The 25,010-nt window shown below is 73.1% G+C and carries 14 protein-coding genes; 7 read left to right on the top strand and 7 right to left on the bottom strand.

Annotated features, from left to right (window positions below; genetic code table 11):
• Nucleotides 1–118 precede the first annotated feature (118 nt).
• From ACFYW9_RS19890 to ACFYW9_RS19880, 3 genes are all read right to left on the bottom strand, one after another.
• Entirely contained in the window at nt 119–355 is a 237-nt protein-coding gene (locus ACFYW9_RS19890; protein WP_351867264.1) for a hypothetical protein, read from the bottom strand.
• Between the two features lie 91 nt (nt 356–446).
• Nucleotides 447–1,589 carry an FHA domain-containing protein gene (locus ACFYW9_RS19885; protein ID WP_389151775.1) on the bottom strand — a complete coding sequence of 381 codons (1,143 nt, stop codon included), beginning with the start codon at nt 1,587–1,589 and terminating at the stop codon, nt 447–449.
• Between the two features lie 199 nt (nt 1,590–1,788).
• On the bottom strand, nt 1,789–3,303 hold the full coding sequence (locus ACFYW9_RS19880) for a serine/threonine-protein kinase (protein ID WP_389151772.1): 1,515 nt from the start codon (nt 3,301–3,303) through the stop codon (nt 1,789–1,791).
• Between the two features lie 260 nt (nt 3,304–3,563).
• On the opposite strand from ACFYW9_RS19880, the gene ACFYW9_RS19875 reads away from it, so the two are divergent.
• From ACFYW9_RS19875 to ACFYW9_RS19850, 6 genes are all read left to right on the top strand, one after another.
• Nucleotides 3,564–5,207 (top strand): hypothetical protein, encoded by a 1,644-nt coding sequence (locus ACFYW9_RS19875; protein WP_389151769.1) that lies wholly within the window; start codon nt 3,564–3,566, stop codon nt 5,205–5,207.
• On the top strand, nt 5,204–6,532 hold the full coding sequence (locus ACFYW9_RS19870) for a VWA domain-containing protein (RefSeq protein WP_389151766.1): 1,329 nt from the start codon (nt 5,204–5,206) through the stop codon (nt 6,530–6,532). The genes ACFYW9_RS19875 and ACFYW9_RS19870 overlap by 4 nt, the downstream gene beginning before the upstream one ends.
• Entirely contained in the window at nt 6,529–8,010 is a 1,482-nt protein-coding gene (locus tag ACFYW9_RS19865; protein WP_389151763.1) for an FHA domain-containing protein, read from the top strand. Before ACFYW9_RS19870 ends, ACFYW9_RS19865 begins: the two co-directional genes overlap by 4 nt.
• Nucleotides 8,011–8,061: 51 nt before the next feature.
• Nucleotides 8,062–9,048 carry a hypothetical protein gene (locus ACFYW9_RS19860; RefSeq protein WP_389151760.1) on the top strand — a complete coding sequence of 329 codons (987 nt, stop codon included), beginning with the start codon at nt 8,062–8,064 and terminating at the stop codon, nt 9,046–9,048.
• Nucleotides 9,045–13,232 (top strand): hypothetical protein, encoded by a 4,188-nt coding sequence (locus ACFYW9_RS19855; RefSeq protein WP_389151757.1) that lies wholly within the window; start codon nt 9,045–9,047, stop codon nt 13,230–13,232. Before ACFYW9_RS19860 ends, ACFYW9_RS19855 begins: the two co-directional genes overlap by 4 nt.
• A 100-nt stretch (nt 13,233–13,332) precedes the next feature.
• Complete coding sequence (locus ACFYW9_RS19850; RefSeq protein WP_389151754.1) at nt 13,333–15,153, top strand: PQQ-binding-like beta-propeller repeat protein; 1,821 nt, start codon at nt 13,333–13,335, stop codon at nt 15,151–15,153.
• 522 nt (nt 15,154–15,675) lie between these two features.
• Here the strand turns inward: ACFYW9_RS19850 and ACFYW9_RS19845 are convergent.
• From ACFYW9_RS19845 to ACFYW9_RS19830, 4 genes are all read right to left on the bottom strand, one after another.
• Nucleotides 15,676–16,998 (bottom strand): hypothetical protein, encoded by a 1,323-nt coding sequence (locus ACFYW9_RS19845; protein ID WP_389151751.1) that lies wholly within the window; start codon nt 16,996–16,998, stop codon nt 15,676–15,678.
• Nucleotides 16,999–17,202: 204 nt separating this feature from the next.
• Nucleotides 17,203–17,997, bottom strand: coding sequence for an SDR family NAD(P)-dependent oxidoreductase (locus ACFYW9_RS19840; protein ID WP_389151748.1), 795 nt, complete (start codon nt 17,995–17,997; stop codon nt 17,203–17,205).
• Nucleotides 17,998–18,083: 86 nt separating this feature from the next.
• On the bottom strand, nt 18,084–19,787 hold the full coding sequence (locus tag ACFYW9_RS19835; RefSeq protein ID WP_389151745.1) for a GAF domain-containing protein: 1,704 nt from the start codon (nt 19,785–19,787) through the stop codon (nt 18,084–18,086).
• 24 nt (nt 19,788–19,811) lie between these two features.
• On the bottom strand, nt 19,812–20,849 hold the full coding sequence (locus ACFYW9_RS19830; protein WP_328452794.1) for a rod shape-determining protein: 1,038 nt from the start codon (nt 20,847–20,849) through the stop codon (nt 19,812–19,814).
• 382 nt (nt 20,850–21,231) lie between these two features.
• Here ACFYW9_RS19830 and ACFYW9_RS19825 point away from each other — a divergent pair, with 382 nt between their 5' ends.
• Complete coding sequence (locus ACFYW9_RS19825) at nt 21,232–24,882, top strand: S8 family serine peptidase (RefSeq protein ID WP_389151740.1); 3,651 nt, start codon at nt 21,232–21,234, stop codon at nt 24,880–24,882.
• Nucleotides 24,883–25,010 lie beyond the last annotated feature (128 nt).

Genomic DNA, 25,010 nt, shown 5'->3' with positions numbered 1-25,010 from the left:
GATCGGCGCCGTCCGGCGGCCCCACCGGGGAGAGGGGGCATCGTGGTCCTCGGGGACCGCCGGACGGCGCTGTCGCGCGCTGTCGGCCTGTCGGTGTCTTGGTCCGCGGGGCGGACGGTCAGCTGTTCGCGGACCGCTTCTCGGCGAGGAACTCCACCAGCTCCCCGGGCACGAGGTGCCCGGCTTCCGGCTCCTCGTGCTGGACGGGATGAATGCCGTGGGCCGTGAGACCCCGCACGAACCGCTCGGGCAGCCTGTCGCCCTCGGCCAGGTGGAGATCGAGGAGGGCCTTTCGCGCGGCGGGATCCAGTGCTTCCCACCACTGCGTGACGCGCGCGCTGTGTCTGCTGTTCATGCGCCCCAGGTGAACACGGACAAACGGTCGTGAACAACCGAAAACGCCGGTCGCGCCGGACAGGTCCGGGGGAGCCGCCGGAAGGACGAGGTCAGTTCGGGCCGAGGTCCAGTGCGGCGATGTCCCCGGGGCCCAGGAGCCTGGTGTGGCCGCCGCCCGCGGTGCCCAGGCGGGGGAGCGCCTGCTGCTCGTCGGAGAAGTGCCGCTGCCCGGAGAGCCGGATCGACACGGCGCCGCCGAGCAGCAGCCGGTCGTTCACGCCGAAGGCCTGCTGCTCTCCCGGCTTCAGGGGCCGGGAGGAGCCACCGCGCTCCAGCACGGTGCCGTTGGCCGAGTCGAGGTCCACGGCGGTCACCTGGGGGCCTCCGGAACCGCTCTGCACACTCAGCATCAGGTGACGCCGGCTCACCCGGTCGACCTCGGACGGCGCGTTCACCGCGTCCGAGCCGAGGTTGATGCCGTGGCGCAGCTCGCCCCGGCCCACCTCCAGCGCGTCGCCCTCGCCCACGGGGAAGCGGAGGTACTCCTCGCCGGTGCGCAGGTCGGCCACGACGAACGAGCGGGGCCGGGTGCGCGGGCCCAACTGCCGGACCGCGCTGTGGCAGCCGCCGCAGACCGGTGTTCCGCCGCGGTTGAGCAGCGGCCAGTCGTGCAGCCGGTCGGGCCAGTAGCGGGCCTTGAGGCAGTCAGGGTTCTCGCAGCGCCAGTGGTGGCCGAGGACCTTCCTGTGAGCGGGGTCGCGGTGGTCGAGGTGCTGCTCGAACTTCAGGACCTTGCCCTCCAGCGCCCGCGAGACGGCATGCGGGGAGATGGGGCGGATGCCGCTCGGTTCGAGACGGACCGTGCCGTCGCCGGCGCTCCAGGACAGGAAGCGGCCGGGGGAGCGCTGGATCCACGGGAACGCGTTCCGCAGGTCGGTGAACTGGTCGCGGCTGATGACGTGCAGGCCGTGCTCCTCGGCGAGGGCCAGCAGCACCGGGTCGGCCATCGGCGCGAACCGTATCGCCCGGTCGCGTTCCAGCTGCCGCAGACGGAGCTGGTCGGTGGGACCGAGCTGCCGGCGCAGGGAGTCGTCCGCGACCAGGGTCAGGGACGTGCGCTCGCCGAACTGGCGGTGCCAGGCGTCCCGTACCAGGAACAGGCGTTCCAGCAGGGGGAAGTGGCGCCCCGCCGGCGGCAGCGCGTCCGACCAGCAGACGTTGGACACATCGACGACCGCCCCCGCAACCCTCATCGTGCACACTCCCCGGCCGGGGCACTCGCCGCGTTCCGCCCCCGCGAGTCGTTCCCCGTACCAAATCGTCTGGCTGATGTCCCGGAGCAATACGGGTTCTTCGCCAGATCTGCCTCATGACGGTCGATACCGTAACGATGTTGATCAAGTCGCGCAAGCGCGTGTTCTCCTGCCCGACAGGTGCGCGAGGAGGAGGGGCTCAGGCCTTCGCGGTGCTGTCGATCAGGGCGCGGAGCGAGCGGACCTCGGGGTCCTTCGGTCCGTGCGCGGGAAGCAGTGAGGCGTGCGTGCCGGTCAGGAGCGGCAGGCCTTCCGGGTCGCCCTGGGCGTGCAGGACCTGGCCGAGCATGTGCGCGATGTCCAGGTGCCGCATGGGGGCGGTGTCGCGCTCGTCGTGAGGTGTGCCGTCGCTCGTGCCGGCCGGGCAGTGCAGGCGCAGCTCCCGCAGGCAGGCTTCCGCCTCGGCGAGTTCGTCCCGCGTGATCCGGATGTCCGCGATCACCAGTCCGAGGTCGATGGACTCGGCGGATCCGGGGCCCAGTTCCCTGTCGGCGCGGCGTCTGAGGCGTTCCAGGCCGGGCAGGGCCTCGGCGTGGTGACCGTCGAGGTAGGCGGTCAGCGCCGTGCTTCTGAGGGCGGCGAACTCCTCGGCGGTCAAGTCCGGGACGGTGAGCGGGGTGGTGGGCGGGACCCGCATGTCCGCGCCTACGGGCACGGTGGGCGGGGCCATGGCGTACGGCCGCCCGGCCGCCGGGTCCGCGCCGGCCGGCACCGTGGGCGCCGCCATGGCGTACGCCCGGGGGTGCGACGGCATGGGGACGGTCCGGCCGTCGTCGTCCGCGTCGAGGCCGGCGCCGTGCTCCAGGAGGATCCCGTCGAGCACGGCCTTCACCTCCTCGGCCGAGGACGGGCGGTCCCCGGGCTCCTTCGCCAGCAGGGTGAGGACGAGTCGTTCCAGTTCGACGGGCGAGGCGGGGCGCAGGTCCCGCAGTGGTGCCGGGGCGGTGAAGACGTGGTGCGCGCCCACGGAGCGGGTGGCCGAGCCGGTGAACAGCGGCTGTCCGGTGACCAGTTCGTGGATGACACAGCCCAGGGAGTACAGGTCGCAGGCGCCGGTGATCTCGTACTCGCCGAGATGCTGCTCGGGAGCGGCGTACTCGGCGGTGCCGGGGCTTCCCATCCCGGCCGACGTCAGCCGGGGGTCGGAGGGGGCGAGGGAGGCGGCCACGCCGAAGTCCAGCAGCCAGACGGTGTCCTGAGGGTCGATCATCAGGTTCTCCGGCTTGAGGTCCCGGTGCACCACCGACCGCCGGTGCGCGGCCGAGAGCGCGTCGCAGATCTGTGCGGCGAACCTGAGGGCGCGTCCGATGCCCGGACGGCCTTCCTCCCGGAGCAGCCGGCCCAGGGTCATGCCGTGGATCAGTTGCATGACCATGTAGGCGTGGCCCTCGAAGACCCCCACGTCGTGCACGACGGGGATGGCGGGATGGCCGATCCGCGCCAGGAGCCGGGCCTCCCGGACGAACCGTTCGTGGGGCGCCTCGAGACCGCCGGCCATCGGGCTGTCCTTGAGGAGTTTGACGGCCACACCGCGGTTCAGGGCGCGGTCGAACCCCGCCCACACATCACCCATGCCTCCGCCGCCCAGGTGCTTGGTCAGCTCATAGCGGTCGGCGAGGACATGGTCGAACGGTACGGCGCTGTGCAAGGCCATTTCTCCAACTCCGAGGCCACCTCGCCATGCGCGGGCGGCCGGGCGCCGATCATGACTATCGGATCGACGGCAATATTTCAAGATTAAATTTGAACGTGACATCACCACGACCTCTCCATATGATCTTCACGAATGTGGGTCGTCGGTCCGTGTCCTGGCCGGGCTGAGCCGAGACGCACTTCCCGTCTGTGACACCTGCCGCCGCCGCCCCCTTGGGGCGCGGGCAGCTTTTGGACGTACGTACGACCCGAGGAACGCCCGTGGACAACACGCCAGGCCCGCCGGCCGCGGCCGGTGACGAACGATCCCGCGAGAGCGTGACGGCCTGGCTGGCCGCGCAGCTCGAACCACTGTGCGCCGGACGGCGTCCGCGGGATCTGGACGAGGCGAACGACATCGGCTGGATCCGGCACATCGGACGGGAGGCCTTCCGCCGTGCGGCCCGCCGTTCCGGTGAGGACGACGCCACCCGTCTGGCCATGACCGGTGTGTGCGGCGGCGCCTGGCCACAGGGTGTGGAGACGGTCGTCAGGGCGGCTCTCGCCCCCGGACTCACCGTGGCGACACCGCAGGAACTGGCGCGTCTCATCGTCGCCGTGGTGCCCGAAGCGGCCCGGCGCGACCGGGGGTCCGCGTCGTACGGCCACCTGCGGGTGGGCCGGGTGGGACTGGCGACGACCACCGGCTGGGCGAAGGCGCGCGGACGCGGTCACGAGGACAACGAGGACGCGAGCGGGTTCTTCAGACCGGCGGACGGGGGTCTCGTGGCCGCGGTCCTCGACGGCGTCAGCGGCCGCGGTGACGGCAGCGGCGGCTGGGCCGCGCGGCGCGCCCTGGAGATCGTCGAGCGGGACTGGTCCGAGGGGGCCCGTGACCCGCTGGAGATCCTGCGGGGCCTGGAACGGGGCCTGTCCGAGAACGAGCGGGAAGCGGAGACGTACGCCGAGGCCGCGACGGTCGGCGTGCTGTGCCGCGTCGCGCCCGGGGAGCCGGAGCAGGTCACCCTGGCGTTCGTCGGTGACCCCCGCGCCTACGCGCTGCTGCCGGGAACCGGCCGGGCGGTGCGGCTCGGTGGCGAGGGCAGCGCCGTGTTCGAGGACTTCGAGGACGGCATACCGCCCAGGCCGAGCGAGGCGTCCGTGGTGACGTCGTACCTCAACGACGACGGAGTGCAGGGCCGGCCGCACGTCGTGTGGCCCGAACTGCCGGCGGGCTCCTGGCTGGTCCTGCTGAGCGACGGCGCCTGCGTCACCGCCGGACGCTCCGGGGACAGGGCCGAACCGGGCCTGGCGGGACCGGGGTTCGACGACTGGCTCTTCGCCGCGGACCTCGAGGAGACGGCGGCACGGGCGTTGAGCCCGCAGCATCTGGCGACATTGCTGGCCATGCGATCGGAGTCCCTGGGCGGGCGCGACAACGCGACCGCCCTGGTCGTGGAGTTCCTCGACGAGCCCGTCACCCAGGACCGCTCCCGGCGCACGGCGACGGCCGGCGTCGGCGGCGACGGCGTGCGCGACGAGCGGCACGACGCCTTCGGCGACCGGGACTTCGACGACGTCGACGACTTCGACGAGCGGCACTTCGGCGAGGACGGCGAGGAAGCGGGCGCCGAGCGGGCCGACCACCGTGAGGACGAGGACGAGGACGAGGACGACGACTTCGACGAGGACTTCGACGACGACCTGGACTCCGAGGACGACCTGGACTCCGAGGACGAGGACGGGGTCGGGGTCGGGAACGGCGAGGACGGTGAGGACGGCCTTCTCCGTGAGGACGGCCGTCCCGGTGAGGCCGCCGAGGGGCGAGGAGCAGGTGAAGCCCCCGCCGCCGACGGCCCCGCCGCCCCGGACCGGGGGCCCGACGGTGACGCGGAACGAGCAGAAGAAGGGGAGGGCTCCCGATGAGGATGCTCTGCACTGTCGACCGATCCATGGCCGCGGCCGGCGGTTCGGTGTTCATCTCGGTCGGCCCGCCCCGCATGCCCAAGCCGTCGAGGCGCGTGGCGGGCGCGGTGGCCTTCGCCCTGGACGAGTCGGGCTCCATGGACAAGCCGTTCGCCCCGGGAGAGCCTGTCCGGCGGCACGTGACGAAGCGGGGCATGGCCGCCGCCGCCGCTGCCCTGGACAAGGACACCGTTGTCACGGTCGTCCGCTTCGCCACCCGGGCGCAGGTCGTCTACCGGGGTACGGCGGGCGAGCTGGCGGCCCGGCCGGACCTGGCCGTCGAGGCGCACGTGGGCGGTGCCACCAACTTCGAGGCGGCGCTCCTCACCTGCGCCGGGGAACTGCGGGACCACCCGGGCACCCGACGGATCCTGCTGTTCACGGACGGAGAGCCCACCGACGGCGCGGCCCCGGAGGAGCTGGCCGAACTGGGAAGCCGGCTGGCCGCCGAGGGAATCCACATCGACGCCCTGGGCATCGGGGAGGAGTCGAGGGACTCGCTGCTCAGCGGCCTGGTCGGCGACACCGGGCAGACCGCGCACGCCACGGCGACCAGCAGCGACGCGGCGGACTTCCAGCGCATGTGCCAGGAACTGGTCCAGTGGGGCCGCGAGTCGTACGTACAGGGCGGCCGGATCTTCCTGGCCGTGCATCCCGACTGGCGGGTGGGCACCGTTCTGCGTACGCACCCGCAGGAGCGGATGCTGTCCGGCTGCGCCGCACCCGCGCGGGGCGGGGGCACCCTGGTCTCCCTGCCGCTGGGCGCGTTCGGCGGCAACCGCTGGCGTCCCGCGTTCGTCGTGGAGCTCATCGCCCCGCCCACCCCCCGGCCCTCGCGGCAGATCGTCAAGGCACAGGGAGTGATCCTGATGTCCGGTGAGGAGCAGTCGCTCGACGGTTCCTCGGCCGAGGACATCAGGATCCAGGTCGTACCGGACGACGCCAACTCCGTCTACCTCCAGCACGATCCGATGCTCGCCCGGCTGGTCGAGGGAGTGCGGCTGGCCGACGAGGTCGACCAGCTGGTCTCGCAGATGCCGGCCGGGCAGGAGGCCGGGGTCTACGAGGAGGGCCTGACCCGTGCCCGCAAGCGGGGCATGTCCGGCCTGGCGCACGACTTCCAGGACGCGCTCCAGGCACTCGGCGAGGGAAACCACGCGGCCGACGTCCAGTCCGCCACGCGCGCCCGGGCCGCCCGCGCACGGACCGAGGTGGCCGACCTCCTCGGTGAGACGAAGGTCCGCGCGCCCCACCACCGCACGGCCGACGACATGAGGGGGAAGTGACCGAGGTGCACGTACTGATCGATGTGAGCAACGTCTGCCGTGACCACCGCGGCTGGCAGGCCACGGACGTGCAGGTCGCCAGGGCGGCGGATCTTCCGCTGCCGCCCCCGGAGAGGGAGCGCGAGGACGCGGTCCTCGACCGGTACATCGCGGTGTGCGAGGCGGCGCGGAGGAAGTGGGGCAAGGACGCCAGGATCCGCGGCTGGGCCGACTCCTCGCTGTTCCGCCGCTTCGGCGAGGCGGATCGTGAGCGCTACCGCAGGCTGGTGGCGGACCAGGAGATCCGCGAGGCCGACGAGGCGGACGATCCGCTGCTCAGTGATGCCAAGGCGCTGCGGGCCGTGGTGATCAGCAAGGACAACTTCCGCGGCAAGCGCGGCCACGGCGACCACGACTGGCTGAACGGCACCACGGACCGGCTGTGGGAGCCGACGGTCGCCCTGGTCGGGGGCCGGGTGAAGGTGGACCTGAACGCGCGCAAGCTCTCGGACATCAGCGACAGCAGCGTCCGGCGGGGTGCCAACGACGACCTGATCAAGGCGAACGGCCTCACCGACGAGGATCTCCAGTACGACTACCGGTGTGTCGGTCCGGACTGCCCGCTGGGCCGCAAGGACCGGATGGCGGTGTTCCCGCTGCGCGCCGCCGGAGGTGCCGCCGGAGACCTGATCTGCCCCAAGTGCTCGGTCAAGGTGGTACGGACCGGGCGGCGCAGCGAGCCCGTCAAAAGGTGGAAGAACAAGAACGAGCAGCGCCGCCAGGCCCGTACGGCGGACAGCGGCGGCCCGGACGACTTCCTGGAGCTTCCGCCGCTGGACGGTCTCCCCTCCACCGGCGAGCTGAGCGGTCTCCGTGCCGGGGAGGCGGCACCGACGCGTCCTTCGGCGGCGGGCGTTCCGCCTCGCGTCGCCGCGCCCGACGCGTCGCGGCAGGTGTTCGCGCCGACCGCGCCGGACACCCTCCGCTGGGACCTTCCCGGCGGTCCCGAGGAGCCGGCCGGCACGTCCGCCCCGTCGTGGCAGGCGTCCTCTCCGGCTCCGGTCACGGCTCCGGCTCCGGTCACGGCTCCGGCTCCGGTCACGGCTCCGGCTCCGGTCACGGTTCCGGCGTCCGGCGCGGCCTCCCGGGTCCTGCGGGTGGACGTGGACGTGCGCGGGCGGCGGGTGCACACCGAGTCCCTCGGGCCGGGGCGGATCGTCCTGGGCCGGCTGGCCGCCGCGCGCGAGACCCTCCCCAAGGGCGAGACCGGCCTGAACATCTCGGCCGGCCTGGGCGAGGAGGCCCGGGACGTCAGCCGCCGGCACCTGGTCATCCGTTTCGACGAGGACGGCACGGTGACGCTGCTCGACACCTCGGTCAACGGCGTCACCCTGGAGGGCCGGCCCATGCCGAGCGACACCCATGTGCGGTGGACGGGCGAGCGCATTTCCATGCTGGACGAGCAGATCCAGGTCCGTCTGCACCTCGCGCACGGCTGACCCGCCCCCGACACACAGCCTCAAGGCCACTGACCGAAGGAGTGAAACGCCGTGCGCGAGCGCGAGAAGACCGACCAGTACGGCGGGCGCAAGTTCGCCTGGGTGCCCGACCGATACGGTCCCGAAGGCCGCTACCGGTGGGTCAAGGAGCTGTCGGTCGGAGGCCAGGGGTACGCGGAGCTCTGCGAGGACACCTGGTCCGGCGGACTGGTGGTCGTCAAGGGCGCCTGGTGGCAGGACAGCGAACTCGAACCCGGCACGGCGCAGAGGACCAGGGAGGACCGCGAGCACGCGTTCCGGCGCTCGGTCGAGATCCAGCTGGAGCTCTCCCACCGCACCCAGTCGGTACCCGCCGTGATCGAGCTGGTCAGCGAGGTCTCGCCGACCCGCAGACACCTCGGCAGCCTGGTGCCGGCCGGCTACGGCTCACCGGACGTCAACCACGAGTCGTTCCTCGTGATGCAGTTCGTGGGAGACGCGGACCGCACCTCGCGCACGCTGGAAGACCTGGTGAACGACGAGCGCCGTCCGCTGGACTCGGCCGAGGCCGTGGCCCTGGCCGACCAGGTGGCCGCCGGTCTGGCGGCGATGCACGTGCCGGGGGGCAAGGGCCACTACTGGGCCCACTCCGACCTCAAGCCGGGGAACATCCTGGTCTCCGGCCACCCGCGCCGCTTCACCATCATCGACCACGGCGCGGCGCAGCGGGTGCCGCTCAAGGGGGAACCGCCCGAGGTCGAGGCGGCGACGGACGCCTTCGCCCCGCCCATGGCCGAGGAGCGGCTGACCGACCGGTTCGACATGTACTCGCTCGCCGCGACCCTGGTCTTCGCCCTCACGCAGGAGCCGCCCGGACGGGACGTCAAGATCGCGGACATGACGTCCGACCTCGCCCGGCGGAACGTGCACCCCGCGCTCATCCGTCTGATCGCGACCTGTCTTCGCGACGACGCCAAGTACCGCATCACCGCTCAGGCGTTCCGCAGGGAACTCGCCGCCGTCAACGCCTTCGCCGCCACCGAGGTGCTCTCCCGATGATCGACGCGAACAAGACCTTCCTGGATCCGGACTTCTTCTCCTTCGACGACACCGACGGCGCCGCCGCGCCCGTTCCGGACGCCCCGGCCGGGGCGGACCCCTCCGGGACACCGTCGGTGACCGGCGGCACCGCGGCGCTGGCCGGCCGTTCCGGACGGGGCTGGGATCTCGTCGAGCGCTTGATCCGGCCGGTGGGCGAGCGTGCCCGGGTCCGGATGGTCAAGGCGAACGACGGCAGTGCCCTCGGCGCGCTGCGGGCCGCCGCGCCGCAGGACCAGGACAGCCTCGACACCGCGGTGCGCGTCCTGATGGGGACCAGCCAGCTCGTCGTCCCCGTGCTGCTCGACGTACTGCCCGCGAGCGGCGACCTGGGGACCCGGTACATCACCACCTGGGCCACCGGCGACGCCATCGAGACCGACGCCACCCTGCAGGAGGACGACAGCCTCGCCCACGAGATGGCGCGGGGTCTGCGGCTGCCGCCCACCCGGGCCCTGGAACTCATAGCGCCGCTGGGAGCCCTGCTGGAGGAGGCCGCCGAGCGCGGCGTGTTCCCGGTGGAGCTGTCCCCGGACCACCTGATCGTCGACAACGGCTCCCTGCGGCTGACCGGATTCTCCCGGCACGGCTACGCACCCCAGCGCGGGATCAGGCCCGCCTGGGCGCACGCCTCCGAGTGGACCCGGGGGCTGCTGGGCGACGAGGAACCGCCGACGGACGCCGAGGCGTTGCGGCGCTACCAGTTCCGGGCCCTGTGGGCCCTGGCGGGCTGGCTCGGCTCCGGACGGCGGCCCGCCACCTGGCGTGCCGTCGCCGGCGACGACAACCTCCGGGCCTACCTGAAGTCGGCCGGCTTCCGGATCGACCCCTTCGCGCACCGCGCGATGTCCGCCGCCGTCCTCACGGACGCCGTACGGGAACAGCGCGGGGCGGACGCCGTCACCGAGATCGCGGGCAGCGCGGCCGTCGTCGTCTACGACGCGAGTACGGCGCTCAGGGCGCGGCGGGACGAGAAGGTCCTGCGGGCCCTGGTCGGCGGAGTCCACCGGGCCAAGGTCAGGGCCAGGGCCGAGAGCGACGACGTGGTCTACCTGGCCACCCTGTCGAACGGCATCCGGGTACGGCTGACCCGGCCGAAGACCGTCACGGAGGCGCACCGGGCCGAGGTCGGCGCATGGATCGTCGTCGAGATCACCTCGTACGACACCAGCCTCGACAAGAACGGACGGCCCCGCGGGCTGAAGGGCCGTCAGGTTCTGGACGGCGCGCCCACTCCGCTGCCCGAGCGGCAGTCGGTCAACCCCGAGGCGATCCGGCTGGCCGCGCTCCTGGAGCGGGGACGCCCGGTCCTCGGAATCGCGCGCATCGGCAGCCAGGACATCGCCGGTGACCTCGCGGGACTGCTCGGCACCTCCGGCTGGGTGCTGACCGAGGACGACCCGGCCGTCCTCCTGGAACGGGTGGTGGAGCTGGCCGGGCAGGAGACCGGCGCCGCCCCGGACGTGTACCTGGTGAGCGTTCCCGAGGACTCCCTGGGGCCGAAGGCCCGCGCGGCCTGCCGGATCCACCGGCTGGTCCCCGAGGAGGAGGTGACCTTCGCCGTACGCTCGGCCTCCGACGGCACCTCGCTGCCGATGCGCTGGCAGGACCTGCCCTTCGTGTACGACCTCGACCTCGCCAAGGTGCGCGAGGAGGTCTACCCGAACAGCAAGGCGGGCAAGTCCGCCGCCCGGCAGGCGTTCCCGGTGGCGTTCGCGGCCCGCGCGACGGATCCTGGAACCCCGCCCGGCGTCATCGTCTCGATGCAGCAGACCCTCAAGGACGAACTGCACGGGCGCCCGGACATCCTGGTGCTGACCGTGGCCGACCTGGCCGCCCGGCGCAAGGCGCTGGGCACCCCCCGGGTCAAGGAGCACCTGCGCAACCTCGCCGCCGCCCGCCATCTGCTGTCGGCGCTCCCGCCGGTCGGCCGGCTCGTGTCCGACGTGGTCCGCACCGTGGGAGACCGGAAGCAGGGCACGGCCGTCCCGGCACTCATGGGTCTCTCCGGCTGGATGGACGTCCTCGCCCCCGACTGGGACGAGCTGTGCCAGGTGCTGGCGACCGAGGGCATCCACCTGCGCCGCGCCTGCGAACAGCTCGCCGCCGTGGCCGAGGCGATCAGCCTCGCGCCCGGACTCCGGCCGTTCCTGCTCGACCTGGTGCTCGCCGACGCCGACGCGGCCGTCCTGCGCGCCTTCCACGAACCGGACGTGACCGGCCGCACCGCCGGGGTGCTCGCCGACGCCGGCCGGGTGCTGTCCCGGACCCTGGTCGACGCCCTGACGGCGGGGCCCCGCGCGGACGGGGACGACATCCGGGAACGGGTGTTCGCCCTGCTCGGGAGAGTGGACTTCTGCCGTGCCCTGCCGTCGGCGGAGGACGCGCAGCACCTGGTCCCCGCCGAGGCCGTCCAGCTGCTCGACCGGAACCGGACCTCCGACGAGCAACTGCGGGTGTGGGGTACCGCGATGCCCGGCATCGTCAACCGGGCCCGCGAGGCCGGCTACGACGTCGGCCGGCTGCCCGAACTGCTGCGCCGGCTGGGAGTCGGAAAGAGTCAGGTCCACCGGGTGACCCGGGAACTCCTCAAGGTCGACCAGCGCGTGTGGGCCGATGCCCATCGCGTCGATCAGGGCCTGCTGCGGTCCTGGTGGGACGCCTTCGGCGACTTCCAGCTGCTGTCGCCCGTCGGCGAGGGACGCTGGACCACCGCCGAACTCACCGACCTCGCCGAACTGGCCGACGACGACATGCGGTTGCTCGCCGAATGGCTCAGCGGGCCGCTCGACGCGGCGAGCCTGCACACCATGCGCCGGTTCGCCCGGGAAGCGGGCCTCCACCCGGCGCAGGTGGCGGACCTGTACAACGAGGCGTCGTGGGAACTGCCCGAGGACCACGCGGAACTCGCCGCGATGGTGCGTGCCGCGGTGCGCGAGGGCGCCGACCTCTCGGGGCTGCTCGCCGAATGGCGCGACCGCCTGCCGCACTACCGCGCGAGCGGCGCGGCCGCGCTGTGGTACCCGGTGGCGGCGCTCCGGCTGGCCGGCCTGCTCGGGCTGACGGCCGAGTCCGCCAAGGAGTTCGCCGAAGTGGACGCCAAACGGCTGACCGCGGCCTGCGAGGTGCTGGCGCGGCGTCCCGTGCTGGCCCGGAGCCTGGCACAGGCCCGCCCGGCCTCGGTGCGCGAACTGCTGCCCTCGCTGGAGCACCTGCCCGACCAGCTCACCCCGCGCGACATCGAGGGCCTGGCGATGTCCTCGGATCCCGCCCGTGCCGGACGGATCGCCGAGGCGTCCGGGCAGCCGGTCCAGGTGGTCTCCCTGGTCCTGCGGGCCTTCCCGCGGGCCTCCGCGGAGGAACTGGTGCGGCTGGCCCGCGTCGGTCCGTTCGTCTCCGACCTCCAGACCTCCGAACTGCGCGACCTCGCCGCGCTGGAGCTGGAGGACGGGCAGTACCGCGAGGTCGCCGAGGCACACCTGGCCCTGCGGGGCGGCGCCGACCTGATCGGCCTGATCCGGAGCCACGGCGCCGCGGCCCTGCACGCGGCCCTGGCCCCGATGCAGGTCTTCGACCGGGGCCTGCTCCTCACGGCCATGGCGAAGCTGTCGCCCGCGCGGGTGGCGGCGCTGGAACTGCGAGCGGAACACATGGCGCCGCTGGCCCGCGCCGAGAACCGCTGCGCGGGCACCTTCGGCGTCCTGGCCGCCCGCGGCGGAGGACTCTTCCCCCTCCTGTGCGCGGAGAACGGCCCGCAGGTGGTGCAGTTCCTCACGGAGCACGGCGACTCCCCGGAGACGGCGGACTGCCTGGCCGCGGGCGGCATGGCCGCGCTGGAACCGCTGCGCGCCCACGGCACCGCCCTCGTCCAGGTGCTGGCGCTGGCCGGAGTGCATCCTTCGGGGGCCGTCGAGGCCGCCACCGCGCTCACCACGGTCGACAGCGTGCTGGGCGGACGCCGCCCGCTCCACCGCCGGGCCGTGGGCAGGCTGCTCAACCACACGCCCCTGTATCCGCGGGAGACCCACTCCCGGGTCCGGATCGCGCTGGCCGCCCAGGTCCTGCGCCGGGGCGTCGAGGAGTCGGCGGACGAGGCGCGACTGCTGGTCCTCGCCGACAACGCCGTGTACGGGATGGGGTCATGAGCCCGAACGGCATCGGCTCGCCGGGCGCCGTCACCGTGAGCGGATCTCCGCGGCCCGACGCGTGGAACTCGTTGCCCTGCCGGGCGGACGGAGGATTGTGATGCGGTACGTACTGTGGACCGTGGGCCTGCTCTTCGGGCTGCCCTTCCTGTCCTCCCTGGCCTACCTGCTGGTGCAGTACCCGGTTCTGTTCGCCCTCGAGAGCGGGCCCCTGGTCCTGGGCGCGAGCGCCGCGGCCGCCGTCTGTGCCGCCGTCCCGGTCGGGCTCTGCTCGGTGCTGGCGCTGGTGCGTGCGCGCAACGGTCACCGGCGGCACACCGCCTGGCCCGTCCGGATCACCCGGCTGGACGCCCTGGTCTGGACGATGCTCCCGGCGGCCGTCCTCGGCGCGTTCGCCTGGCCGGACCTGGCCCTGCTGCGGGACCCGCGCTGGGGAGCGTTCGGCGCCGTCGGAATCCCCGTACTGGCGCCGACACTCGCCCTGCTCCTGCCGCTCGTGGGCCTGGTGCTGTGGCAGTGGCTGCCGGCCGAATCGGTCCGGGAGGGGGACGGCAGGCCACGGTTCCGGTCCATCGCCCCCGGGGCGCCTGGCAGGAACGCGCCGTGGAGCGGCGCGGCGAGGGGAGCGGTACGCGACGAGACGCCGGTCCCCGGTGAGCTGCTGCTCGCCCCGCCGGCCTCGCCCTGGCCGCAGGAACTGCTGGTCGTCACCGGGACCGCCCGGCCGAAGCGGACCACCTCACGTCTCGTCACCTGGCTGCGCCGCTATGTGCTGTTCATGGCCGTCCTGCTGGCCCTCGTCGCCGGGCTCGCCGCCCCGGCCGACCCGAGAACGCGGTGGTACGCGGCCGGCGAGGTCGACAGGGCGTTCGTCGCCGACGGCGTCGCCTATGTGACGTACGGAAGGGAGGACGAGAGCCTGGCCCTCGCCTCCCTCGACGCCGGGACCGGGCAGGAGAACTGGCGGGTCCCGCTGCCCGCCTCCGCGGCGGAGGGCCATGCCGGCCCGGAGCACGGGACGAAGGCGGAGCCCCGCGCCAAGACGTCCGAGGCGGACACCGTGTACGTGGGGGGCTACGCCGTCAACGCGCTGGCGACCCTGGACGGCTCGGTCCGCTGGACGTACCCCGCCCCCGAGGCCACGTCGGACCTCCGCTTCGGCAGTCCTGCGGTGGCCGGGAAGCGGATCCTGTTCACCGCCACGGACGGCACCCTGCGAGCGCTCGACGTGAAGACAGGCAAGCTCCGCTGGCAGAAGCGGTGGCGGGCGAAGGCGTACGGAAAGGACGTCACGTACCCCCTCGATTCCGCTCCTCCGCTCCTGGTCAGCCACGGCAGGGCGTACGTGGCGCAGCACGACGCCGTCGAGGTCTACGACGCGGCCTCCGGCGGGCACCGCCGGAGGATCGCCCTGCCCGGTGGCGCCGACACGTACGGCACCGTCCTGGTCACGGCGTCGGCCGATGTCGTCTACGCGGCTTCCGGCAAGACGCTGTCGGCGTACGAGGGCCGCAGCGCCAGGCGCCTGTGGAGAACTTCCCTCGACGGCGGGTCTCCCAAGGGCCTGACCGTCTCCGGTGATTCCCTGTTCGTGAAGGACGAGGCCCGCCTGCGACGGTTCGCCGCGCGCTCAGGAAAGCGGACCTGGGACGTGGAGGCCCCGGAAAGCGCACTGCCCGCGGTCACCGGCGGCCACGTCGTCCTGGCCGACAACGGGAGGATCACCTGCTTCCTGGTCTCCTCCGGCGACTCGTGCGGGACCACGAGCGCCGCCGGCTCGGACCAGACGCTCATCGTTCCGGACGGCTCCATCATGCTCGTCGACGACAGCAAGTTCGTGCAGGTCCTCTCCGCGGATCTGCGCCCCCGCGACGGGTGGAACGCGCGCCAACTGCTGCACGGATGGGGCGTGCCGATCTAGTGCCGCGTCAGCCAAGGTTCGCCCCGTCGCGACGCCCGGCACGCCCTCTCGCCGCACCGGCCGAAAGCCCGAGTACGTCCAGTACGAGGACTTCCGGCCGGCACGCCGAGAGCACGCTCCCCCAAGCTCTCGGCTTCGCTCGAGCAGGGGGGACCCCCATGACGCCGCTCCTCGAGGGGCAAACCTTGACTGACACGGCACTAGTGGGCGACGGAACATGCTGCTCGGAGGGTAGGAGGGGCGCATCCGTGGGCACCATGCGTCTATGCGCGTCGACGAGGACGCCGGTCTCATCAGTCATGAGGAGGGGTCATGAACCGTCAGATCCGGATTCGCGTCAACCGTCGGCCCGCCGCTCCGCGCGAGACGCCGATCGACCGCAGGACCCCGTCGGGACGTCTCCTGCCGTACTGATCCACGCGCCCTGACCCATCCGCACCGACTCACCTGTACGTGCAAAGAGCACGGCCCGCCGGGCGGACGCCCGGCGGGCCGTGTCATGTCCGGGGTGTGGTCCGGTCGTCAGTTCCGGGCCGCACGGCGGCGTACGACGAGGACCGCGCCCGCACCGGCGGCGAGGGCCGCGGCGGCCGCGCCCGCGAGGGGGAGGGCGGAACCGGAGCCGGTGTCCGCCAGGTCGCCGCCGGTGGTCGAGGAGCCGGAGGATCCGGTCGCCGCCGAGCCGCCGGTGGAACCGCTGCCGCCCGTGGTGCCCGAGCCGCCGGTGGAGGCGCCGCCGGAACCGCCCGTGCCGGACGTCGAACCGGATCCGCCGGTCGAACCGGATCCGCCGGTCGAGCCGCCGCCCGTGGAGCCGGAGCCGCCCGTCGAACCGCCGGCGCCGTCGACGTCGAGCAGGATCGCGGCCGAGTCGTTCTTCTTGTTCCTGTCGTACGGGCGCTCCTCGCCGCCCAGCGTCACCGAACCCTCGGCCCCGGGCACGGCCTTGTCGATCCGCAGCCTGAACGAGTAGGTGACGGTGCCTTTCTCGTTGATCCAGAAGTTGGCGAAGTCGCAGGTGTAGCTCCCGGCGGCCACCTTCGAGCAGGCACGGGACGCCTTGGTCACCGTCGTACCGGCGGGCATCTTGACCAGGACCTTGGCGACAGGGTTGCCCAGGTACGACCTCACCCAGGCCGGACCCGCGTTGGTGAACCCGGCGTCCAGGGCGACCGTGTCCCCGACGCGGCCCTTCAACCGGGCGTCCGTCGCCTGGAAGTCGGCCGTGTTGTCCGCGGTGACCGGCACGCTGGCCCCGTCCCGGTCCGGGTGGTCCGCGTTGCCGTCACGCACCGGCGTGGTCGAGGGCAGCTCGGTCAACTTCACCGCGGGCCCGGTGCCCCGGACGGTCTCCTTGGTACCGTCCTCGCCGCCGGAGTCGTGCGTGGCCACCGTCATGTGGAGGACTTCGTACAGCGCGTGGTCGAGGACGTTCAGCTTCAGCGTCTTCTCGGGCGCGTAGACCGAACCGGCCTTCACCGTCTGGTCGAACTCGCACACCACGGTGGAGTGGCTCGGGTTCTCGTCGTAGGCGCCGATCTCGTAGCGGGTGCAGTTGGACGGCAGTTCCCGGGGGGCCAGCCCGCGGGTGACGGTGTAGGACAGGTAGACCTTGTCGAGATCCGTGGCGCCCTTGTTCGCGAAGGTGCCGGGCAGCTGGAAACTGCCGCCGGGCTTCACCCCGTCGATCGAGGTCAGCGGAGCCAGCGCCAGACCGGTGGGGGAGCCGTCGGCGGAGGCGGGCGCGGCGGCCAGGGGGATCAGACCGACGATGCCGATCGTGGTGGCGGCCACCGTGGCCGCGGTCCTGCGAGACAGGCAGCGGTCGAGTGAGGTCCGGAGCATGGGGGGATTCCTCGATGGATCGGCGGATGCGTACGGGTGAACTACAGGGGAACGGTGATTCCCGAACGTCAGACGTCTTCCGTCGGCGGACGGTTGTACGACTCCGACGGGAAACGACGGGAAACGGGAAACGACGGGAGGCAGGGCCCGCCCTCCACCGCGAAACCCGCTCCGCCGTCCTCCGTGCCGGGCCGACCGCAGGCCTTAACGGCCCAGTGCCGCACCGCCGTTGACGTGCAGCAGCTGACCGGTCACGTACGCCGCCTCCGGGGACGCGACGTACCGGATCGCGGCCGCGATCTGCGCGGGCCGGCCGGGCTGTCCGGTGAGGGACTGGGCCACGCGGGCGGCGACGAACTCCGGGGTGGCGCGGTCCCCGAAGAACTCGGTGTCGCCGACGAAGCCGGGGGCCACCGCGTTCACGGTGATGCCCTCGGAGCCCACGCGCTGGGCGAGATCGTAGGTGTACGTGTTGATCCAGCCCTTCGAGCCGCCGTACGAACCGGGGCCGCGCAGCGAGGCGATCGAGGAGAGTTGCACGATGCGGCCCCCGGGCCGGCGCACGTGGGGGAGCAGCGCCTCGGTGAGCAGGACGGCGGTCAGCACGTTGGCGTCGAAGTTGCGCCGGTAGCTGTCGGCGACGGAGGCGAGGCTGCCGTCGTGCGCCCCGGCGGCGTTTCCGCCCGCGTTGGCGACCAGGACGTCCACCGGAGTGCCGTCCGCGACGATGGAGTCCCGGGCCGCGCCGACCTGCTCGGGGTCCGCCAGATCCACCGCGTGCCAGGACACGGTCGCGGGCCCGAACCGCTCGTTCAGCGCGTCGGCGGCCTTGCGCAGAACGTTCTCGCGGCGGCCCAGAAGCACCACCCGGTCCCCGTCCGCGGCGAACGCCTCCGCCGTCGCCAGCCCGATCCCCGTGCCTCCGCCGGAGACCACCACATGCCGTCCACCCATGTCCGCCCACCCCGTCCGGTATTCCTGGATGTGAATCTCGGTCATGTACAGATACCGCTCGGGAGGCTACGGAGGGTCTGAGGCGACGTCAAGTGATCCGGCCGTGCGCTCGGTCGACCCGCGGAGGACCGCTACACCGGTGACTGCCAGACGACGTTCGTGCCGGGGGCGTCCGTGTCGTCCCCGCCGCCGGGCGCGTTTTCGGCCGAGGTGTCCGAAGCCTCGGAGGCGCCGTCCGGGGCGCCGTCGTCGTGGACCGTCAGGCGGACGCCGGGACGGCCGTCCGGCAGGGTCACCGTCACGTCGACGACGACCTCGATCCGCGACACCCCGGGGCGTCGCGAGGCGGCGGCCAGGGCGCGCCGCAGTGCGGCGAGGAGCCGGCCGGCCACCGGCTCGGTGATCCGGTTCTCCACCGGGCCCGCGAACCGGGTGGACGGCTGGACCCCGAGGACCGCCGCCGCGCCGGCCGTCTCGCGCAGGACCTTGCCGCGCAACGTGGTGGGGGCGTCGGCCGGCGGCTGCTGCAGCGCGAAGATCGCGGTGCGTACCTCCTGGACCGTGGCCTCGAGTTCGTCGACCGCACGGCCGAGGATCGCGGACACCTCCTCGGCCTCGCCGTCACCGCCGTCCCCGTGCGCGGCGTTCCTGCGCTGGGTCGACTCCAGCATCATGCCGGTCGCGAAGAGGCGCTGCACGACCAGATCGTGCAGGTCACGGGCGATGCGGTCCCGGTCCTGGTACACCGCGAGGAGTTCATGGCTGTGCCGGGCGTCGGCCAGGACCAGGGCGAGCGCGGCCTGTGAGGCGAACTGGGCGGCCAGCAGGCGTTCGACCTCCGTGTACGGGCGGTCGCCCCGCCCGCGCGGCAGGGCCAGCGTGCCGATGAGCCGGCCCTCGGTCTGCAGGGGCAGCATCATGCTCGGCCCGAACCGGGACCGTACCGGGGTCGTCATCCGCGGGTCGGTCGCCGAGTCCTCGATGAACACCGGCTCCCCGCCCAGGAGTTGTTCGAGGACGGGGCTGCCGGGCGCGATGGTCGTCCCCACGATGCCGGCGGGGTCCCCGGGGGTGGAGGCGATCACGATCTCCATGCCGCCCTCGTCCGTGGGCTTGAGGATGATCCCCGCCGAGGCTCCCGCGAGAATCCGGGCGCGTTCGGCGACCGTCGTCAGCGCGTCGGCTCCGGTCCCGCCGCTGAGCAGGGCGGTGGTGACGGCGGCGGCACCCTCGATCCAGCGCTCCCGTTGCCGGGCCGTCTCGTACAGCCGGGCGTTGGCGATCGCGATGCCGGCCTGCGTGGCGAGCAGGCGCACCAGCTGTTCGTCCTCAAGGGTCACCGGCCCGGTGGACTTGTCCGCCAGGTAGAGGTTGCCGAACACCTCGTCGTCGACCCGGATGGGAACGTCCAGGCAGATGTCGGGCTCGGAGGAGCCGGCGTCTTCGGGGGAGCCGGGGTGTCCGGGAGCGACGGGGTGTCCGGGAGTGGCGGGGTGTCCGGGAGTGGCGGGGGGCCCGGAAGGGACAGGGGGTCCGGGAGTTCCGGGAGGCTCGGAAGAGCCTTGCGCCTCCGGCTCCTCGGGCGCCGTCGGCTCCTCAGGTGCTTTCGGCTCCTCGGGCCGAGGGCCCGCCCCCGGGACGTGCGGGCTCGCCGTGCGGATCCGTACCAGCCCGTCCCGCCCCGGGTCCCGCATCCCCAGCGCCGCGTACCGGGCCCCGGTCAGTTCGGCGGCGGCGTCCACGATCCGCTGGAGGGTCGCGCGCAGTTCGAGCTCGGTGCCGACGCTGAGGACCGCTTCCAGAAGGGGTGTGAGACCGGGCGCGGGGTCGGTCATGCGAGGCCCTCGGGCGCCGGTTCGTCAGTTCGCCAGCGGGTTCAGGACCATCGGCTCGATCTTGCCCTCCAGCATGTAGCCGAGCCCCTGGACGGCACAGACGTCGGGCCGCTCGGCGATGTGGACGGGTACACCGGTCGCCTGACGGAGCATCTGGTCGAGCCCGGGGAGCAGCGCGCTGCCGCCGACCATCATGATCCCGCGGTCGGCGACATCGGCCACCAGATCGGGCGGGCAGGACCGCAGCACCTTGCCGACGCCGTCCAGCACGGCGGTCAGCGGTGTCTCGATCGCCAGGCGTACGGCGGCGGTGTCGACCTTCACGGAACGCGCCAGCCCGGTCGCCACGTCCCGCCCGTGGATCTCGGTCAGGGCCGGTCCGTGCGGGGTCAGCCCGTTCCCGGAGAGGGCGAGCTGAAGGGGCCGTACGGCCTGGCTCGGCAGCATCAGCTCGTGCTGGTGGCGCAGGTGCTGGACGATCGCGTGGTCCACGGCCTCACCGCCGACCGGGATGCGTTCGGCGGTGACGATCGAACCCAGCGACAGCACGGCGAGCTGGGTCGCGGCGGCCCCACAGACCATGATCATGGTGGCTTCGGGCCGCTCGACGGGCAGCCCGCAGCCGACCGCCGCCGCGATCAGCGTGTCGACGAGCTCGACCCGCCGCGCCCCCAGCCCGACCAGTGTCTCGATCGTGGCGCGCTGCGCCAGCGGGTCCGCGTCGTGCGGCGTGCAGGCCGCGGCCCGCAGCCGGGGCTTGCGGCGCAGGGTGCGCCGGACCTTGTCGCCGAGCAGATTGCGCAGCATCCGCTGGGCCATGTCGATGTCGACGACGGTGCCGCCGGACACCGGGCGCACCACCCGGATGTAGTCGGGCGTACGGCCCGTCATCCGCTCCGCGAACTCCCCGACCGCGATCAGCGCGCCCGTCTTCGTGTTGATCGCCGCGACGCTCGGCTGATCGACGACCAGACCCGCGCCCCGCACCCACACACGGGTCCGCGACGCGCCCAGGTCGACGGCGAAGTGACAGCGGCGCAGCTGCTCCAGACTGGCGGTCATGGCAAGTCCTCCCGAGAGCGCAGACCGTGGGGCTCCGCCGGGCGGCGGTCCTCTCTCGCATTTTGCGGGCGCGGGGAGGGCCGCGCCCCTTTTGGGCGGCTGTGCGAGGTGCCGCCGGACGGGTGGTCCGACCCGGTCCCCGGGCCGCGCCCCCGACCTGATTCCTGGAATCGCCCCACTCGGTCCCTGAACCCGGTCCCGTCCCTCGGAGCTGTCCCGGTTTCCGAGGCTCCTACCGGCATGTCCTGGCGGGAAGCCGCCAGGGCGCCTTCCCGCCAGGCTTCGTCGGCGCCTTCGCGGCACGAGCCCCCCGACACTCTTCGCAAGTACCGGGCGCCACCCCCTGCCCGGCGCGCGCACGGCCGACGAAGAGAGGCCATGAATGACCAGAGGACCACTGATACGTCCGGCGGCGCTGCTGTCGGCCGGGCTCGTGCTCGCCCTGCTGCCCACGGGCCGGGCCGGCGCCCTCGCCGCCGCGGACACCGCGGGCCCCGGGACCACAGGCGCCCCGGCGAAGGCGGGAGCCGCCGGTGCCGCCGGTGCCGCGCACACCGTCACCCTCGTGACCGGCGACGAGGTGACCGTCACCGACATCGGCGGCGGAAAGAAGACCGTCTCCGTCGTACGCCCCCGCGGGGCCACCGGGGCCGTGCGCACCCAGGTCGCCGACGGCACCGTCACCGTCGTACCGGACGAGGCGCTGCCGTATCTGCGGGCCGGCACCCTCGACCGGCGGCTGTTCGACGTGAGCGAGCTGATACGGCAGGGGCTCACCGACCGGCGGACGGACGAGCTGCCGCTGATCGTGACGTACGACCCGAAGGCGCGGACCACGGTCCCGGGCGGGGCCGAGCGGACGCGCTCGCTGCCGAGCATCCGCGGCGCGGCCCTCGACGCGGACAAGGGCCGGACCTTCTGGAAGGCGATGACCCGTCAGCCGGGGATCGGCAAGGTCTGGCTCGACGGTCGGGTCGAGGCCGACATGGCCGAGAGCAACGCGCAGATCGGCACCCCGAAGGCCTGGGAGGCCGGGCTCACCGGCAAGGGCGTGACCGTCGCCGTCCTCGACACCGGTGTCGACACGAGCCACCCCGACCTCGCCGGACGGGTCGCGCAGACCAGGAGCTTCATCGACGGGGAGGAGGTCGCCGACCGCAACGGGCACGGCACGCACGTCACCTCCACCGTGGGCGGCACCGGCGCCGCCTCCGACGGCCAGGAGAAGGGTGTCGCGCCCGAGGCCACGCTCGCCGTCGGCAAGGTGCTCAGCGACCAGGGTTCGGGCAGCGAGTCGCAGATCATCGCCGGCATGGAGTGGGCCGCGCGCGACGTGCACGCCAAGGTGATCTCGATGAGCCTCGGCTCGACCGAGCCCAGCGACGGCACCGACCCCATGGCCGCCGCCGTCGACACCCTCTCCGAGGAGACCGGCGCCCTCTTCGTCGTCGCGGCCGGAAACACCGGTGCCCCCTCCTCCATCGGCTCGCCCGGCGCCGCAGACTCCGCCCTGACCGTCGGCGCGGTGGACTCCGCCGACGAGGCCGCGTACTTCACCAGCGCCGGACCCCGCTACGGCGACAACGCCCTCAAGCCCGACCTCTCCGCACCCGGCGTCGACATCCTCGCCGCCCGCTCCCGGCTCGTGAGCGGCAGCGGCCACTACACCTCCATGAGCGGTACGTCGATGGCGACCCCGCACGTCGCCGGCGTGGCCGCGCTGCTCGCCCAGGAACACCCCGACTGGACCGGCGCCCGGCTCAAGGACGCGCTGATGTCCACCTCCAAGGAACTCGACGCCTCCGCCTACCGGTTGGGCGCGGGCCGGGTCAGCGTCCCGGACGCGGTCGACGCGAAGGTCACCGCCACCGGCAGCGCCGACCTCGGCTTCGTCGGCTGGCCCTACGAGGACGACAAGCCCGTCACCAAGACGATCACCTACTCCAACTCCTCCGACGCGGCGGTGGAGTTGACGCTCGCCGCGGAGGGGGCCGGCGAGGGTGTCGCCACCCTCGCCGACACCACGCTCACGGTGCCCGCGCACGGCACCGCGTCCACCACGGTCACCGGCGACGGCTCGAAGGCGCCGGTGGGCGAGACCTCGGGGCGGATCGTGGCGTCGGTGGACGGCACGCCCGTCGCGCACACCGCGTTCGGGCTGGTCAAGGAGGAGGAGCGGTACACGCTCACCGTCCACGTGAAGGACCGGGACGGCGCCCCGACCGCGGCCTACCTCGCCGTGCAGCAGCTGGCGCGGGACGTCGACGCCTACTCCGCCTCCGTCGGGGACTCCGGCACCCTGGAACTGCGGCTGAGGCCCGGCACGTACAGCCTCACGTCCTTCCTCGACGTGCGCGGCGGCCACGGCGCCGACTCCCTCGGCATCGGCTTCCTCGCCGCACCCCAGATCGCTCTCGACCAGGACCGTGAAGTCACCCTGGACGGGCGGACGTTGCGGGAGATCAGCGCGAAGGTCGACCGGCGCACCGAGACCCGGCAGCTGCTCATGGAGTACGACCGCGCCGGCGGCGGCTCCGATCTGTTCGGCGCGGTCCAGGTACCCGTCAAGTACGACAGCATCTTCGCCGCGCCGACCCCGAAGGTCACCGAGGGCACCTTCGACTACCGGACCGTGTGGCGGCTCGGGAAGCCGCTCCTCGAGGTCGCGGGCGTCGAGGCGGCGCTCGCCCAGCCGGGCGGCACCCTGATCGAGGGCCGCAGCAGGCTGCCGCTGGCCGACGTCGGGGACGGGCCGTTCACCGGGGTGAGCGGCAAGGCCGTCCTCGCCCGGCTCACCGACGGCGTCGAGCCGGCCGCGCTCGCCCAGGCGGCCCAGGACGCGGGCGCCAAGGCCCTGTTCGTCACCGACGACGAGGCGGGACGCCTCAACGCCTGGTTCGGCACGGACGACAACGAGAACCGGCCGCTGCAGATCGCCACCGTCGACGCGGCGGACGCGGCACGGCTGCGCGCGGCCCGGACCGTCGACATGACCGGCACGCGCAACACGCCCTACGTGTACGACCTTTCGCACGGCTACAGGAACGCCGTGCCGGACCGCGGTCTCACCTACGAACCCAAGCGCGGTGAACTGGCCGTGCTGGACGCCAGGTTCCACGCCGTGAAGCCCGTCTCCGGCAGCGAGTTCCGCTACTCGATCGCCGAGCCCTTCCCCGTCGGCCTCGGTTTCCAGGAGCGGATCGACTACCCGGCCGAGCGGACCGACTACGTCTCCACCGGCACCGGACAGACCTGGACGGAGTCCGTCAACGTCGGGGACGGCGCGCTGGAGGAGCGCAGCGGCCTGGTCCCCTACCGGGGCGGCACCCACGGGACCCTGAACTGGTTCAAGCCCGTCTGGCACCCCTGGCTCGGCACCGGACTGGGCTGGGGCCAGCAACGCGCGGGCAACCGGATCCAGTTCAACACGCCCGGCTGGGGCGACTCCGGCCCCGACCACACCGGCTTCGGCGACGTGTGGAGCGACGGCACCGGGATGACGCAGTTCACCTCCGTCTATCAGGACGGTGTCCTGGTCGACCAGGGGAAGAGCTCCGCCGGATACGTCTGGGACGCGCCCGCCGACGAGCACACCTACAAGGTCGTCACGGACACGACCCTCGACCCGGAGCGCTGGAAGCTCTCCACGAAGGGCCGCACCGAGTGGACCGTCCGGTCGGCGGCCACCCCCGAGGACCACTACACGTTCCTCCCGCTCATCAACCTCGGCTACGACATCGACACGGACCTCGCGGGCGACGTGCGCGGCGGCCGGGTCCCGGTGAGCGTCTACGCCGAGTACGTGAAGGGCGCGCCGGACACCGGCATCCTCGGCGGCGGAAAGCTGGAGGTCTCCTACGACGACGGGGCGACCTGGAAGACGGTCCCGCTCACCGGCGGCGGCAAGGCCCGCTGGAAGGGAACGCTGAACGTGCCGCGCGGCGCCGGGTTCGTGTCGCTGCGGGCCTCCGCCCGCGACGACCGGGGCGGCGGGGTCGGCCAGGAGATCATCCGGGCGGTGGGCGTCCGGTGACCGGCCGCGGGGGGGGGGGGGGGGGGGGGGGGGGGGGGGGGGGCGCGCCCGGCCCCCCCCCCCCCCCGGCGCCGAGAAGCGCGCCACACCACCCCCACACGACACCACACCCCCACGCAAAACCAACA

The organism is Streptomyces sp. NPDC002698 (assembly GCF_042888945.1).
Taxonomy (GTDB): Bacteria; Actinomycetota; Actinomycetes; order Streptomycetales; family Streptomycetaceae; genus Streptomyces.
This window is presented reverse-complemented; position numbering and strand designations above follow the sequence as displayed.

Bases quoted from the DNA above. Each gene is read 5' to 3' on its own strand.
- ACFYW9_RS19845 (WP_389151751.1), bottom strand. From the start codon at position 16,998: ATGCTCCGGACCTCACTCGACCGCTGCCTGTCTCGCAGGACCGCGGCC.
- ACFYW9_RS19830 (WP_328452794.1), bottom strand. From the start codon at position 20,849: ATGACCGCCAGTCTGGAGCAGCTGCGCCGCTGTCACTTCGCCGTCGAC.
- ACFYW9_RS19825 (WP_389151740.1), top strand. From the start codon at position 21,232: ATGACCAGAGGACCACTGATACGTCCGGCGGCGCTGCTGTCGGCCGGG.
- ACFYW9_RS19890 (WP_351867264.1), bottom strand. From the start codon at position 355: ATGAACAGCAGACACAGCGCGCGCGTCACGCAGTGGTGGGAAGCACTG.
- ACFYW9_RS19885 (WP_389151775.1), bottom strand. From the start codon at position 1,589: ATGAGGGTTGCGGGGGCGGTCGTCGATGTGTCCAACGTCTGCTGGTCG.
- ACFYW9_RS19850 (WP_389151754.1), top strand. From the start codon at position 13,333: ATGCGGTACGTACTGTGGACCGTGGGCCTGCTCTTCGGGCTGCCCTTC.
- ACFYW9_RS19835 (WP_389151745.1), bottom strand. From the start codon at position 19,787: ATGACCGACCCCGCGCCCGGTCTCACACCCCTTCTGGAAGCGGTCCTC.
- ACFYW9_RS19855 (WP_389151757.1), top strand. From the start codon at position 9,045: ATGATCGACGCGAACAAGACCTTCCTGGATCCGGACTTCTTCTCCTTC.
- ACFYW9_RS19880 (WP_389151772.1), bottom strand. From the start codon at position 3,303: ATGGCCTTGCACAGCGCCGTACCGTTCGACCATGTCCTCGCCGACCGC.
- ACFYW9_RS19870 (WP_389151766.1), top strand. From the start codon at position 5,204: ATGAGGATGCTCTGCACTGTCGACCGATCCATGGCCGCGGCCGGCGGT.
- ACFYW9_RS19840 (WP_389151748.1), bottom strand. From the start codon at position 17,997: ATGACCGAGATTCACATCCAGGAATACCGGACGGGGTGGGCGGACATG.